At 60.9% G+C, this 14,770-nt stretch carries 14 protein-coding genes; 5 read left to right on the top strand and 9 right to left on the bottom strand.

Annotation, left to right across the window (positions count from 1 at the left end; translation table 11 throughout):
- Window positions 1-63: 63 nt before the first annotated feature.
- On the top strand, window positions 64-705 hold the full coding sequence (locus ISS97_RS00490) for a 4'-phosphopantetheinyl transferase family protein (protein WP_379987332.1): 642 nt from the start codon (window positions 64-66) through the stop codon (window positions 703-705).
- A gap of 91 nt (window positions 706-796) precedes the next feature.
- The gene (locus ISS97_RS00485) at window positions 797-1,540 is read left to right on the top strand and encodes a pyridoxine 5'-phosphate synthase (protein ID WP_379987333.1); all 744 of its coding nucleotides are present in this window, start codon (window positions 797-799) and stop codon (window positions 1,538-1,540) included.
- A gap of 135 nt (window positions 1,541-1,675) precedes the next feature.
- Here ISS97_RS00485 and ISS97_RS00480 read toward each other — a convergent pair whose 3' ends face one another.
- From ISS97_RS00480 to dnaA, 9 genes are all read right to left on the bottom strand, one after another.
- Window positions 1,676-2,083 (bottom strand): ExbD/TolR family protein, encoded by a 408-nt coding sequence (locus ISS97_RS00480; protein ID WP_379987334.1) that lies wholly within the window; start codon window positions 2,081-2,083, stop codon window positions 1,676-1,678.
- Between the two features lie 5 nt (window positions 2,084-2,088).
- Window positions 2,089-2,502 carry an ExbD/TolR family protein gene (locus tag ISS97_RS00475; RefSeq protein WP_379987335.1) on the bottom strand — a complete coding sequence of 138 codons (414 nt, stop codon included), beginning with the start codon at window positions 2,500-2,502 and terminating at the stop codon, window positions 2,089-2,091.
- A gap of 11 nt (window positions 2,503-2,513) precedes the next feature.
- On the bottom strand, window positions 2,514-3,266 hold the full coding sequence (locus tag ISS97_RS00470; protein WP_379987336.1) for a MotA/TolQ/ExbB proton channel family protein: 753 nt from the start codon (window positions 3,264-3,266) through the stop codon (window positions 2,514-2,516).
- Between the two features lie 47 nt (window positions 3,267-3,313).
- Complete coding sequence (locus ISS97_RS00465) at window positions 3,314-3,973, bottom strand: energy transducer TonB (protein ID WP_090449924.1); 660 nt, start codon at window positions 3,971-3,973, stop codon at window positions 3,314-3,316.
- Between the two features lie 210 nt (window positions 3,974-4,183).
- Window positions 4,184-5,482 (bottom strand): tetratricopeptide repeat protein, encoded by a 1,299-nt coding sequence (locus tag ISS97_RS00460; protein ID WP_379987337.1) that lies wholly within the window; start codon window positions 5,480-5,482, stop codon window positions 4,184-4,186.
- A 371-nt stretch (window positions 5,483-5,853) separates the two neighbouring features.
- Complete coding sequence (gene gyrB, locus ISS97_RS00455; RefSeq protein ID WP_379987338.1) at window positions 5,854-8,268, bottom strand: DNA topoisomerase (ATP-hydrolyzing) subunit B; 2,415 nt, start codon at window positions 8,266-8,268, stop codon at window positions 5,854-5,856.
- Window positions 8,269-8,344: 76 nt separating this feature from the next.
- Window positions 8,345-9,424: a DNA replication/repair protein RecF gene (recF, locus tag ISS97_RS00450; protein WP_379987339.1), complete on the bottom strand. Its 1,080-nt coding sequence runs from the start codon at window positions 9,422-9,424 to the stop codon at window positions 8,345-8,347.
- Between the two features lie 97 nt (window positions 9,425-9,521).
- Window positions 9,522-10,622 (bottom strand): DNA polymerase III subunit beta, encoded by a 1,101-nt coding sequence (gene dnaN, locus ISS97_RS00445; protein ID WP_379987340.1) that lies wholly within the window; start codon window positions 10,620-10,622, stop codon window positions 9,522-9,524.
- 256 nt (window positions 10,623-10,878) lie between these two features.
- Window positions 10,879-12,231: a chromosomal replication initiator protein DnaA gene (dnaA, locus tag ISS97_RS00440; RefSeq protein ID WP_379987341.1), complete on the bottom strand. Its 1,353-nt coding sequence runs from the start codon at window positions 12,229-12,231 to the stop codon at window positions 10,879-10,881.
- Window positions 12,232-12,436: 205 nt separating this feature from the next.
- Between dnaA and rpmH the strand changes: the two genes are divergently transcribed.
- The 3 genes from rpmH (at window position 12,437) to yidC (ending at window position 14,757) form a co-directional block, all read left to right on the top strand.
- Window positions 12,437-12,574, top strand: coding sequence for a 50S ribosomal protein L34 (gene rpmH / locus ISS97_RS00435; RefSeq protein WP_019464789.1), 138 nt, complete (start codon window positions 12,437-12,439; stop codon window positions 12,572-12,574).
- A gap of 7 nt (window positions 12,575-12,581) precedes the next feature.
- Window positions 12,582-12,980: a ribonuclease P protein component gene (gene rnpA, locus ISS97_RS00430; RefSeq protein WP_379987342.1), complete on the top strand. Its 399-nt coding sequence runs from the start codon at window positions 12,582-12,584 to the stop codon at window positions 12,978-12,980.
- Window positions 12,981-13,041: 61 nt separating this feature from the next.
- A complete protein-coding gene (yidC, locus tag ISS97_RS00425; RefSeq protein WP_379987343.1) occupies window positions 13,042-14,757 on the top strand; it encodes a membrane protein insertase YidC in 1,716 nt (571 codons plus the stop codon).
- Window positions 14,758-14,770: the final 13 nt, after the last annotated feature.

Raw genomic sequence — 14,770 nt, 5'->3', positions numbered from 1 at the left:
CACCGGATGCCTGATGGCCGGTATGCTTGTTCGATCCTTCCCCGGCCGGCACCATGTCGCCCTATGACGACCGACAGCCTGGCTCCAGCGAAAGTAGCAGAGCCCTTACGCGATGACGAGATACACGTTTGGCGGCTCGACTACGACCATCACCAGGGGCGTGCGCCGTTCCTTGTGTTGCTGGCTGCCTATCTGGGATGCGCGGCCAACGCCATCCAGTTGGGCGCCGGCGTCTATGGCCGCCCCAGCCTGGAAATGCCACGCGATCCCGATCTGCATTTCAACTGGACACATAGCGGCGACCAGGCGCTGTTTGCCATTGCGCGGGGAATTGAACCTGGCGTGGATCTGGAGCGGCTACGGGAGCGACCGCGCGCGCTGGCGATAGCCGAGCGCTATTTCAGTGTCGATGAATTCGCTGCGCTTGCCGCGCTTGAACCCGCGGCGAGGGATGCCGCCTTCCTGCAATTATGGACCGCCAAGGAAGCAGTCCTGAAAGCGACAGGCCGCGGTCTGGCTTTTGGTCTTCACCGACTGAGCATTGGTAGCCGCGCCGACCAGTTGGCGCTGCATTTCCTTGATGGCGAGCTGCCGGCGCATTGGCAACTGCATCGCTTGAGTCTGGACAGTAAGCATGTCGGCAGCATTGCCTGGCGCGGCGGACCGCGCACGATCCGCCTGCGGACACTTGCTCCGGGGGCGTGATCGGCGCAATGTTGTTGGTCCTGTCCATCGGCGGGCTGCCTGTTGTCATTGCTTCCCGCCTCGACATTCCTTCATGCCTGTCGATGTGCCTATGACCCTGCTGAGCGTCAATCTCAACAAGATCGCCGTACTACGCAATTCGCGCGGTGGCGATGAGCCGAGCATCATTCAAGCTGCACAGACCTGTATCGAAGCCGGTTGCGGTGGCATTACCGTGCATCCACGGCCCGATCAGCGTCATGTGCTTCCGGACGATGTCCGCGCACTGGCGGCCATGCTGCGTGGGCGTGTGGAGTACAACATCGAGGGAAATCCGTTTGCGCCGGCGCGAAGCAACTATCCGGGCCTTATCAGCCTCGCTCGTGAAGTGAAGCCCACGCAGGTGACCTTGGTGCCGGATGGCGATGGACAGATCACTTCCGATCACGGCTTCGATCTGCAGAACGATATCGAGCGTTTGCGACCGCTGGTCGACGAATTGCGAGAGATTGGTTGCCGCGTAAGTCTGTTTGTCGATGCCGGTGCCGAGGGGTTCGAGCATGCGGCGGCTATCGGCGTGCAGCGCATCGAGATCTACACCGGGCCTTATGCGCATGCATTCGCTGAAGGCGATGCGCGGGAAGTGCTTGCGTCATGTGCTGAAACAGCCCGCCGGGCTCAGCAGGCCGGTCTCGCCGTCAATGCCGGACACGACCTGAGTCAAGCGAACCTCGGGACATTCCGCGCGGCCATTCCAGGCCTTGCCGAAGTATCGATCGGCCACGCATTGATCGGTGAAGCCTTGTACGAGGGACTGGCCACAACGGTGCGCAACTACTTGCAGATACTGCGCTGATCATCCGGTTCAGTGCGCACACGCACCGAGTCCGCGTTGGCCGTTTGGACGGCTAAACAGAATAGCAGGCCCAAACAAAAACCCCCGCCGAAGCGGGGGTTTTTGCGGGTAGCGTTGCATTGATCCGCTAGGGGATCACTGACCTTCCGTAAAGCCGATCTTGGTCAGGCCGTAGCTCTTCGCATCGGCCAGGACTCGGGCCACATGCTCATAAGCCACGCCATCATCCGCATTGATCTGCAGTTCGGGCTGGTTAGACTGGCTGGCGATCACCGCGATCTGTGCCTTGAGGCCCAGCTCGTCGACCGGTGTGTCGTTCCAGTACAGCGCGCCCGACTGGTCGATCTTCAGACGGATCGGATCCGGTGGGTTTTCCGGCTGAACCACGTTCGGGTTCGGCTGCGGAAGGTCGATCTTCACTTTGTGCGTCAGGATGGGAGCCGTGATCATGAAGATGATCAGCAGCACCAGCATCACGTCGACCAGCGGCGTGACGTTGATATCCGCCATCGGCCCCTTGCCGCTTCCAGAACTGAATGCCATGACTCTTACTCCTTGCCGGTCGTGATGAAACCGACATGGACCATGCCTTGCTCCTTAGCGCTGCCAAGGATCTTACGCACGATCTTGTACTCCGTCGTCTTGTCCGCACGGATCTGCAGCTCCGGCTGCGGCGACTTCGCCGCCGCAACCGCAAACTGAGCCTTTAGCTCGGCCTCAGTGACCTCAACATCATTGAGGTACATGGTGCCATCGGGCTTTACGGCCAGATCCATAGGTTCGACGAACTCATTGTCCGCCACCTTCGGGTTGGCGATCGGGAGATCGACGGTAATACGGTGGGACATCAGCGGCGCGGTGATCATGAAGATGATCAACAGCACCAGCATCACGTCGACGAGCGGCGTGACGTTGATTTCCGACATCGGACCGCCGGAACTGTCTCCAGTGCTCATCGCCATGGGTCAATCCCTCACTTGCCTTCGACGCGAGCGCCGGTGGCGAAGAAGTCGTGCAGGTCGTGCGCGAACTCATCGAACTGGGCGTAGGTCAGGCGATTCGAACGGTTGAAGAAGTTGTAGGCGAGCACGGCCGGGATCGCGGTGAACAGACCGAACGCGGTCATGATCAGCGCCTCACCCACCGGACCAGCCACCGCTTCCATCGAAGCGTTGCCTGTCGCCGAGATCTTGATCAGCGCGTGGTAGATACCCCACACAGTACCGAGCAGACCGATGAACGGTGCTGACGAACCGACCGTGGCGAGCAAGGTCAGGCCGCCTTCGAGGCGCAGGCTCTCGCGAGCCACGGCCTGACGCAGGGCGCGGTCGATGAACTCGGAGCGGCTGAGCGACTCGGCCAGACGGCCGCCACCGGCGGATGCCTGCTGGTGATGGGCCACAGCGGAAGCGGCGTCCAGGGCGATCTTCGAGAAGGGTTCGCCCTTGGGCTGGGCTTCAAGCTCACGGATGGCGTCCTGAGTGGAGCCGTTGCTCCAGAAGCCATTGATCACTTTGTCGGCGCGGCCGCGGACCATCGTGTTGCGGATGGCGTTGGCAATGATGAAGTACCAGGAGGCGAAGGACATCACCACCAGCACCACGAACACGATCCAGCCAAGGAAATCGAAATTGTGGATGAGATGATCGAAGCCCATCGACTTCATGGCTTCGGCGTTGGTGGTACTGCCCGCAGCCGGGGCCGGAGAAGGAGTCTGTTGGAACATAACGCTACCCTTGGAAAGTCAAGCGTGAACTGGGTCTGTAACCGAAATTACAGCTGATTGAGATTGAAGTTGACCGGAACGCGCACATAACCCTCGGTCTTCTGCCCGTTCCTGATGTTCGGATTGAAGCGCCACTTACGCGCCGTTTCAACCGCGGCCTGATCCAGCTCTCGGTAACCGCTGGACGTTTCCACCTTAATGTCCTTGGGCGAGCCATCCACGCCGACCAAGATCATCAGGGTTACCGTGCCCTCGTGACGCTGGCGAATGGCCTGCGGCGGATACTTGGGCTGAATACGGCTGTTGTAGCTGATGTCCTGACTGGCGGTGATATCCGCAGGCGGAGCCGGGGGAGCAGGCGGTGCCGGCGGCGGTGCCGGGATGGCGTTGGTCGACGCCTCCTCGACAGCCGGCGGCGGAGCCGGCGGCGGCGGTGTCGGCGGCGGCTTCACCTGCTGAATAATCTTCGGCGGCGGCTGCTTTGGTGGTTCCGGCGGCGGCGGCGGCGGCGGGGGAGGCGGCGGCGGCGGCTCGATGAAATTCACCTGGACGATGCGTTCCTTCTGCTTCTGCTCCTGCTTCGGCGGTGCCATGGGCGCCACCAGCAACAAGAACGCGAAAGCATGCAGCGCGATGGCAACAGCCAGCGCCCAGGTACGCCTCCAATTGAACGGCCCTTGGCCGGTTGCTTCGTTACTTGAGGCCATCTGTCACTATCTGGAGCTAGACAATCGGTGAGACGTGGTCACGACGCTTGGCGGCGAATCCATCCCGAGGGATGACATTTGCCACTGGACACGAGCACGGAAAGGTTTCAACGGTACAACAGCACATGGCGTTTGTATAGCACCTGAGGGGCAGATAAATAGACGTCTATCTGCCCTTTTCGGTGGCCTTGCAAATCGCCACGTACGAACTTACTTGCCGGCTCCTGCCTGCGCCTGCTTCAGCCATGCCTTTGCCTTGGCAGCCGTATCAGGATCCTGCGCAGCCTTCTGCATAGCTGCGATCGCGCCCGGCTTGTCCTTGAGCCCGCGGCAAGCTTCGGCCAGCAGCATGTAGGCGGTGCCCTTACGCTGCACGCCCTTGTCGATGCCTTGCTGGATCAGCGTCTTGGCTTCGCTGTACTTGTTCTCGCTCAGCAGGAGCTGACCAGCGCGGACGGCGGCTTCGCCATCCTTCGCCATCGGCATTGCCTTCTGATAGGCCTGGATGGCCTTGCTTGGGCTGTCCGCCACGTAGGCAGCATCACCGAGCAGCTTGTAATTGTCGTAGCTGGAGGGCACCACGCCCTTGCTCATACCCTCTTCCAGGGTCGCCACTGCCTTGCTGGCGCTTGCCTTGGGATCCGAGCTTTCCTGACCGGTGACCAGGTAAAGCTTGGCGAGGTTGACGTAATCCTTTTCGGTCTTGAACGCGCCGGCAGCCTTGCCCTTCTCCATCAGCTGGATCGCTTCCGGATACTTCTGCGACTGCATCAATACGGCAACAGCGTTGTTGAGCGCGGTGGAATCGTTCGGGTTGGCGGCAAGCTGCTGCTGCGCCAACTGGGCGGCCTGATCACCCTGGCCGGATTCGGCATAGCTGGCCATCAGAATCTGGTTCCAGCTGTCATTCGGCTTGTCGGTCAGCGACTGCGCCTTCTTGATCGCGGCAATGGCCTGCGGGTACTTCTCGAGGCGGTAGTAAGCGTTGCCTTCGAGCGCGTACGACTCGGCAGTTTCTTTCTTGCCATCGGCGCGCCACTTGGCGAGCGTATCCAACGCCGGCTGGTACTGCTCACTGGCCAGATAGAACTGGGCGAGCATGTACTGCAACTGGAAGTAGGTGTCGTTCGGCATGGTGCCGTTGTCGAGCGAACGCTTGAGCAAGTCGATGGCGCCTTTCACGTCGCCGTCGTTGTAATGCAGGTTAGCCAGACCCTGCAGGGCCAGCGCCTGGGCGTACTTGCTCTTGCTGCTGTCGATGATCGGCTGGAGGATCTGGACAGCTTTGTCCTTTTCCTGTGCGTTGACTGCGTCGAGGCCTTCGTTCAGGGCCTTCTGATCTTTTTCGCTGGTGAGGTCCAGCTTAGGCTCGGTGCGCGTCGCATTCGGATACAGCGCTTCCTTCTTGTCCTTGGAAGCGTTGCTGTCTTTCGCGATGACCGGGCTGCTCGCCAAGGTCAGCGCAAGCGCAGCACCGGCAAGCATCTTGATCAGGGGAACGTGCTTCATGGCAGTCCTCATGTAAGGTTTCACGCACAAAGGTACGCAGGGGATCGTTGAGCGTAACCCGAGCAGGCGCCCGGAGACAAGACGCAGCGCCGCATTAAAGATTGTTAAAAATCAATAAGTTGCACCATTCACAGGCGAATCTTCGAGAAATATCCTCTGCAGGACGTCATGTAGGCCATTGCGGACAGTTCTTCGAGAAGTCTCGACAAGGCAATGTGACAACCATCACACCGCGTTATCGGCAGATGCCGCGCCCGACTTTAATCGCTTGGGCTCCGTTTCGTTAATGTACTAATGCATTAACACATGAATGCAAAAAAGAGGCTGGCAACGGATATCGCGTGAGCGACTCCGCTGCCAGCCTTCGACACTTAGATGTCCAGGTTGGCGACCTTCAATGCGTTCGCTTCAATGAAGTCGCGACGCGGTTCCACCGCCTCGCCCATCAGCATCGAGAACATCTGGTCAGCCGCGAAAGCATCTTCGACGCCGACCTGCAGCATGCGACGGGTCTCCGGATTTACGGTGGTTTCCCACAGCTGCTCCGGATTCATTTCGCCTAGGCCCTTGAAGCGCTGGATGGTACGGCCCTTCTTGGCTTCATCGAGCAGCCAGCTGCGCGCTTCGGCAAAGCTCAGCACGCCGCGCGATGCATTGCCTCGCCGTGCCACCGCATCTTTCTGCACCAGACCAGCCACCTGCTGACTGGCATGAAGGACCGGGCGGAACTCCGAACTGGCGAAGAACGGCTGCGGCAACAGCCAAGTGTGGCTGAGACCGTGCTGGTCGCGAACCACCTCGATGGCGGCAGGCTGCTCATCATAGGCCGGGCGCAGCGACAAGCGATAACGCGGCTTGCCAAGACCGCTGGCCGCAAGACGCTTTGTGGCGCCGTCGAGCCACGCCTGCATACCGGAGGCATCGGTCCAGAGCGCAGGCTCCATCGGCGTGTGTTCGAGCAACGCCGTGAGCACCGTTGCGTCGAAGCGATGGCCGAGGCGCTCGATCTGGTCGAGTGCCGACTGATAGTCGCGCAGCAGCTTCTCCAGCGCTTCGCCAGTGATCGCAGGAGCATCCGGGCTATAAGCCAGCTCGGCGTTGTCGACGGCGCTGGAAATCAGATAGCCGTTGAGTGCTGCATCGTCTTTCAGATACAGCTCCTGCTTGCCCTGCTTCACTTTGTACAGCGGCGGCAAGCCGATGTAGACGTGGCCACGCTCGATCAGCTCTGGCATCTGGCGATAGAAGAACGTCAGCAGCAAGGTCCGGATGTGCGAGCCATCCACGTCCGCGTCGGTCATGATGACGATGCGGTGATAGCGCAGCTTGTCCGGGTTGTATTCCTCTTTGCCGATGCCGGTGCCGAGCGCGGTGATCAAGGTGCCGACCTCGGCCGAGGACAGCATCTTGTCGAAGCGCGCCTTCTCCACGTTGAGGATCTTGCCCTTCAAAGGCAGCACAGCTTGGGTCTTGCGGTTGCGACCCTGCTTGGCAGAACCGCCTGCGGAGTCACCCTCGACCAGGAACAGTTCGCACAGTGCGGGATCTTTTTCCTGGCAATCAGCCAGTTTGCCCGGCAGGCCGGCGATGTCCAGCGCGCCCTTGCGACGAGTCATTTCGCGGGCTTTGCGCGCCGCTTCACGTGCGCGGGCGGCATCGACCACCTTGGAAGCGATCGCCTTGGCTTCGTTCGGATGCTCCAACAGGAATTCGCCGAGCTTCTCGTTGACGGCCTGCTCCACCGCGGTCTTCACCTCGGAGGACACCAGCTTGTCCTTGGTCTGCGAGGAGAACTTCGGATCCGGCACCTTCACCGACAGCACGGCGATCAGGCCTTCGCGCATGTCATCGCCAGATAGAGCGACCTTGGCGTTCTTGGCCAGGCCTTCCTTCTCGATGTAGCCCTGGAGCGAGCGGGTCAGCGCGGCACGGAAGCCGGTGAGATGGGTACCGCCGTCGCGCTGCGGAATGTTGTTGGTGAAGCAGAACATCGTCTCCTGGTAGGAGTCGGTCCACTGCATCGCCAATTCGACGCTGATGCCGTCCTGCATGGCGCTGAGACTGATCACGTTGGGATGCAACGCGGTCTTCAGCTGCGCCAAGTGCTGCACAAACGAACGAATGCCACCTTCGTAGGCAAAGGTGTCGTGGCGGCCCTCGCCACGCTCATCCTTCAACTCGATGGTCACACCTGAGTTGAGGAACGCCAGCTCACGGAGGCGCTTAGCCAGGATCTCGTAATGAAACTCGATGTTCGAGAAGGTTTCTGGGCTGGGAATGAAGCGCACCGTAGTACCGCGCTTGCTCGACGGACCGACCACCTTCACGGGGTACAGCGGCTCGCCCATGGCGTATTCCTGCTGATGCTCCTGGCCTTCGCGGTAAATGGTCAGCCAAAGATGCGAGCTGAGCGCGTTCACCACGGAAACGCCCACGCCGTGCAAACCGCCGGAGACCTTGTACGAATTCGCGTCGAACTTGCCGCCGGCGTGCAGCACAGTCATCACGACCTCGGCCGTGGAGCGCCCTTCTTCTGGATGCGTGTCGACCGGAATGCCACGACCGTTGTCAGCCACGCTGACCGAGCCATCGTCGTGGATCGTGACGTAGACGTGGTCGCAGTAGCCAGCTAGGGCTTCGTCGATCGAGTTATCGACGACTTCGAACACCATGTGGTGCAGCCCCGTGCCGTCATCGGTATCGCCGATGTACATACCCGGGCGCTTGCGCACCGCTTCAAGACCTTTGAGTACCTTGATGTTGCTCGAATCGTAGGATGTGTTCATTCGTCGACTGTTTCCTGGCGCCCGCTACCCTGCCCGACACGGCGCCATAGGGCCGGGCTGGGAACACAATCTGTGATTATAGCAGGGGCGCCAACCTGCCCTGTTCCACGTGGAACACCTGCGCTGAGAGCCCCTGTAGAGGCGCAGGAAGCTCGGTTCCAGTAACCAGCACCTGCGCACTGGCCTGGTACAGCTGGGCCACAACGGCTGTTTGGTGAGTCAGATCAAGTTCCGAGGCCAGATCATCCAGGCAAACGATTGGCCACTCCCCTTTGTGGCTCGCGTACAACCCGGCCTGCGCCAGCAAGCACCCCAGAGCGGTTAACTTCTCCTGCCCTCGCGATAGATGTTCGCGCAACGGTGCGTGTTCAAAGGCAATGGACCAATCCGCCCGATGGACGCCCAACGTTGTGTGTCCCCGGGCGATATCACGGCCACGCTGGTCAGCCAGTTGCTCGCCCAAGGGGCGATCATCCGTCCAACCGCGCCGATAACGCAGCTGGAGCTCGCCAAGTTCAGGCAGGAGGCCAGAAATGCTCGCCGCCAGATGGGGCAAGATCAGATCCAGATATCGCTGCCGCATACGATCAATCTGCTCGGCCGTCTGCGACAACTCAGCTTCCCAGGGAAGGAACAACTCATCCGCAATCATCGAGCCGGACCGCAGCAAGCTATTTCGCTGCTTTAGCGCTCGCTGATACCGGCGCCAGGCCAATAGAAAATCGTGTTCCACGTGAAACACGCCCCAATCGAGGTAGCGCCGCCGCTCTTCAGCGCCACCAGCGATCAATGCATGCGAGCCAGGCTCAAAGCAGACCACAGCGCACTCGCGCACCACCTGCCCCAACGTCGCACTTTCCCCGTCCAGCCTGGCGTTCCAACGTGAGCCCTCTCGCCCCAAGCCAACCCGGCTAAGCCGCCCTTCTTCGTGCCGCACTTCGCCATACACCGAAAGCGCGCTCGCTCCACGCTGCAATAAAGCCTCCTTGGCTCCGCTCCGGAATGACCGTCCATGCGACAGCAGGAACGCGGCTTCAAGCACACTGGTCTTGCCCGCGCCGTTGGCGCCAACAAACACGTGAATCCCTGCCCCAAGCTCGATATCAGAGCCAGACAGGCAGCGCAGGCCCTGAATCCGCAGGCGCTCCAGCTTCATGCTCCAGGCTCCATAAGCAAGAACGCCGGAGCGTCTTGCGACGACTCCGGCGTTGCCTTGTTCTGCCTACGCCAATCGGCGCGCACGCCCACTGCCGTCAAAGGCGCAGCGGCATGATCACGTGACGTGCCTCTTCGCTGTCGTCCTCTTGCACCAGGCAGCTGGATTGCGCGTCACGCAGGTTCAAGCGAGCCTTTTCGCCCCGCAGAGCGGAAAGCGCGTCGAGCAGATAGCCAACGTTGAAACCCACAGCCAAATCGGAGACCACGGTTTCGGCCTCGAGCTCCTCGACCGCCTCTTCCTGCTCCGGGTTGTGCGCCACGATCCGCAGCTTGCCCGGCGAAAGTTCCAGTTTCACTCCGCGGTACTTCTCGTTGGAAAGAATCGCTGCGCGCTGCAGGGCGCCACGCAGCACTTCGCGATCCAGCGTGGCGGTCTTGTCCGCACCGAGCGGGATCACCGCCTCGTAATCGGGGAAACGGCCGTCAATCAACTTCGAGGTGAACACCACATCGCCGCGACGAACGCGCAGGTGATTCCGACCGAATTCCAGTTCCACCTGCCCTTCGCCGGTCTCAAACAGGCCGACCAACTCATTCACACCCTTGCGTGGAATGATGATCTGGCGGCGTGAGGAAACCTTGCTATCCAGCTTGGTCTCCTTCAAAGCAAGGCGATGACCATCGGTAGCGACGCAACGCAGCGTGTGCTCCTGCACGTCCAGCAACATGCCGTTCAAGTAATACCGCACGTCCTGATTCGCCATCGCGAAGGCGGTGCGCTCCATCAGATCACGTAGAACTTCTTCCGGCAGGTTCACGCGCTCGACCAGCTCGATCTCATCGATGGTCGGAAACTCCGTCGCCGGCAAGGTGGCCAGAGTGAAGCGACTGCGGCCTGCATTCAGCGCCACACGATCGCCGTTGAGCTTCAGTTCGATCCTCGCTCCATCTGGAAGTGCACGAACGATATCGAACAACTTCCGCGCAGGAATGGTGATCTCCCCATCGGAAAGCTTCTCAGCTTCCGTCGTGGCAACCATCTCCACTTCCAGATCGGTGCCGGTAAGCGAAAGTTTCCCATCGGCGACCTTGACCAGCAGGTTGGCAAGTACCGGCAGTGTCTGGCGGCGTTCGACGACGCCTACGACTTGCTGCAACGGCTTGAGCAGAGCTTCTCGTTGGATGCTGAATTGCATGTAGGCGCTTCCCCTAAACCTGCTGTTCTGTTTTTAAAAGAAGTTTTGTAGTGGTGGTAGGTGCCGTGGATAACTCGAAAACTCGATTTTTTATTTCAAAAACAAACAGTTAAAGAAATAAATCGGTGTGATCGAAAGGGCCCGCTGATTGTGGGTCACTTGTGGATAACTGGGGAGCCCTGAACCGTCCACCTATTATCCACAGCTTCTACCCCTGCTTATCAAGCGCTTATCCAAGTTGCGGCAAAACCGGGCATCAACCCGTGAGAATACGGATGAGCTGTTCCCAGTCCTGCCGCATGCGTGTGTCGGTTTCGCACAGTTTCTTGATGGTCCGACAGGCGTGTAACACCGTGGTGTGGTCGCGTCCGCCGAAAGCATCGCCAATCTCAGGCAGGCTGTGCTCGGTCAGCTCTTTCGACAGCGCCATGGCGATCTGCCGAGGCCGCGCCAGCGAGCGCACGCGCCGCTTGGAGAGCAGATCCTGCAGGCGCACCTGGTAATAGTCGGCAACGATCTTCTGGATATTCGGCACCGTCACCGCCTGCGCATGCGTGGCCAGCAGATCGCGCAGGGTTTCCTCCGCAAACTCGGTGGTGATCGGTTTGCCGTAGAAATTGGCGCGGGCCGCGAGCGTGTTGAGCGCGCCTTCGAGGTCGCGCACGTTGGAACGGATGCGCTTGGCGAGCAGCATCGCTACGTTCTCGCTCACCGCCACGCCCTTGTCGTGCGCCTTGGATAACAGGATCGCTGCGCGCGTTTCGAAATCCGGCGGCTCAATCGCTACCGACAGGCCCCAGCCCAGGCGCGACTTCAAGCGCGGCTCCAGCTTGTCCACCTCTTTCGGATAGCGGTCGCAGGTCAGGATGATCTGCTGCTTGGATTCGAACAACGCATTGAAGGTGTGGAAAAACTCTTCCTGCGTGGTGTCCTTGCCGGCGAAGAACTGGATATCGTCGATCAGCAGCGCGTCCACGGAACGGAAGCGGCGCTTGAACTCATCCATGCTCTTGGTGCGCAGCGCCTCGATCATCGCGCCCACGAACTGTTCCGAGCGCAGATACAGCACTTTGAATTCGGGATTGCGCTCGCGCATCAGGTTGCCGGCAGCGTGCATCAAGTGGGTTTTGCCGAGGCCGGTGCCGCCGTACAACAGCAACGGGTTGTAGGCGCGCCCCGGATTCATCGCCACCTGCATCGCCGCCGCTTTGCCAAGCTGGTTGGACTTGCCTTCGACGAAGGTTTCGAAGGTGTAGTGCGGATCCAGGTTGTGGTTGAAGTGGACCGGTGCCGGCGGCGCGGGTTCGGCCACCGCAGGCGCAGCGACCGGGCGCGGCATGGCCGAAGCGGGACGCGGCGGTACGCGGGACGCGCTGGAACCCACTTCCAGCCGCACCGACAGCTCATGGCCGGTGAGTTGGGTCAGCATGGCTTCGATACGCGGCAGATAACGCTCGCGCACGGTGTCCAGCGTGTACGGATTCGGGGCGAACAGCTGCAGTCCCAGCGTGTCGTCGCGTGCCTGCAGCGGCATCAGCCAGGTATGCAGGTCTTCGGCGCTCAACTCGCCTTCGAGACGCTCAAGACAGCGCCGCCACAGATCACTCATGGGTATTCTTCAGCCACAGCAGGGGCGCTTGCGCGCAGGGTGGACCTGAAAGTCTAACAGCAGGTTACCGGTTCTCCGCCAGAGCATATCCACACAATTATCCACAGGCCATGCAAACCCCGGTTTTGGCGGGGATTTGACATCTCCGCCAGATGGCCCGCATAATTTCCAACCTTTTTATCCACATACCGAATAGGAGGAAGCCATGTCGAAGCGGACCTTCCAGCCCAGCAAGCTCAAGCGCGCCCGCACGCACGGCTTTCGTGCCCGTATGGCCACGGCCGATGGTCGCAAGATCCTCAACGCCCGTCGTGCCAAGGGCCGCAAGCGCCTGATCCCGTAAGATCACTGTGATGCGTGCCGGACTGCCGCGCGAGGCGCGGATCCGTCGCGCCGGTGACTTCGCTGCGATGCGAAATGCCAGCGGCCGCCTCGGCGGCCGCTGTTTTTCTGTGCGTTATCGCAGCAATGGGCTCGATCACGCCCGGCTCGGCCTGGCCATCTCCAAGCGCGTATCCAAGCGCGCGGTCGAGCGTAATCGCATCAAGCGTCTCCTGCGCGAATCCTTCCGTCGAATCCAGCATCAACTTCCTGCAGTGGATCTGCTGGTGATGGCGCGCGATCAGGCGGCAGGCCTGCCTGGCCCCGAACTGCTGGCCGAGATTGATGCGTTGTGGAAGAAGTTGTTGTCGCAGAAGGCCAACCTCACGTTGAAGCCAGGCGACGCGGCCGGCACAATCGCGCGTTGACCTTTTTTCTTTCCGCCCTTCCGCGGCAGCACGTCGCGGCGCCTACCGGATCTGCTTCGCGATGAATCAAACGCGCACGTTCCTCATCTTCGCCCTGCTGGCCGTGGCCTACATGCTATGGATGGCCTGGGAGAAAGATTACGCACCCCAGCCGGCCCCTGCCACCGTGGCCAGCGCCGCCAGCAGCGGCACGGTGCCAAGCGCAGAGAGCAGCGTGCCGGGTGCGACCGCAGGCAGCACGCCTGCCGCGCCGCCCAGCGGCTCCACCAACAATGCGCCTGCCCAGCTGATCACCATCAGTACCGATGTGTTGCGTCTCACCGTCGACACTCGCGGCGGTAGTGTGGTGCGTTCGGAGTTGCTGCATTACCCGTCGGAACCGCGCACGAAGAAGAATCCCGATCCGGTGCCGGTACGCCTGCTGGATGACCAACAGGCGCATTTCTTCATCGCGCAAAATGGTCTGACCACGGTGCAGAACGCCAACAGCCCGGTGGCGCCGACGCATCTTTCGGTGTTCCAGGCTGTGCAGACCAGTTATGCGCTCGCCGAAGGACAGGACGAGCTGAAGGTCGATCTGACCTGGCAGGATGCGTCTGGCCTCAAAGTCACCAAGACTTACGCACTCAAGCGTGGCAGCTACACGGTCGCGCTTGACCAGAAGATCGACAACGGCGCCAGTGCGGCCTGGCAAGGCAATGCCTACGAGCAATTGCAGCGCATAGCCCCGCCGAACAATCGCACCTGGTACCAGAACTACACCGATCCGGCCGCACACAGCTTCCTCGGCGCTGCCTGGTACAGCCCGCAGGACAAGTACGAGACGCTGCCGTTCGCCGACTTCCAGAAGAAGCCGCTGAACCGCGCGATCACCGGTGGCTGGGCCGAAATGCTGCAGCACTACTTCTTTGTTGCCTGGATTCCGCCGGGGCAGGAGCCGAACTCCTACTCCACCAGCATCGTGAATCCGGACACGGCACAGCCGCTTTATCTGATTCGCGCCGTAGGCCCTTCACTCAGCGTGGCGCCGGGACAGAGCGTCACCAGCAGCACGCGTCTGTACATCGGCCCGAAGCTGCAGGGCACGCTGGACCAGGTCGCGCCGGGTCTTGAGCTGTCCACCAACTACGGTTGGCTCACCGTGATCGCGCAGCCGCTGCACTGGCTGCTGTCCAAGCTGCATGCGATCAGCGGCAACTGGGGCGTGGCGATCATCTTGCTCGTGCTGTTGCTGAAGGCCGCGCTGTGGAAGCTCACTGCCGCGCAGTTCCGCTCCGGCGCCAGGATGCGCAAGCTGCAGCCGCGCGTCGCCGCGCTCAAGGAGCGCTATGGCGACGACAAGATGAAGATGCAGCAGGCCATGATGGAGCTGTACAAGAAGGAGAAGGTCAACCCGATGGCAGGTTGCCTGCCGATCCTGGTGACCTTCCCTGTGTTCCTTGGCCTGTACCGCGTGCTGATGGAAAGCGTCGAACTGCGCCAGGCGCCGTTCTTCGGCTGGATTCACGACTTGTCCGCGCCTGATCCGTTCTTCGTGCTTCCGGCGATCTATGTGGCGGTGATGATGGCCACCCAGTGGCTCACGCCCACCACCGGTATGGATCCGGCCCAGGCCAAGATGATGAAGGTGATGCCGATCCTCTTCGCGGTGATGTTCGCCTTCTTCCCGGCCGGCCTGGTGCTGTACTGGGTGGTCAACGGCGCTACCAGTCTGGCGCAGCAGTGGTTCATCACCCGCCAGGTGGATCGCGCCGATCACAAGGCCAAGGCCGCCTGACCGAAAAGGCCGC

Source organism: Dyella koreensis (genome assembly GCF_044904565.1).
Lineage (GTDB): Bacteria > Pseudomonadota > Gammaproteobacteria > Xanthomonadales > Rhodanobacteraceae > Dyella_D > Dyella_D koreensis.
This window is presented reverse-complemented; position numbering and strand designations above follow the sequence as displayed.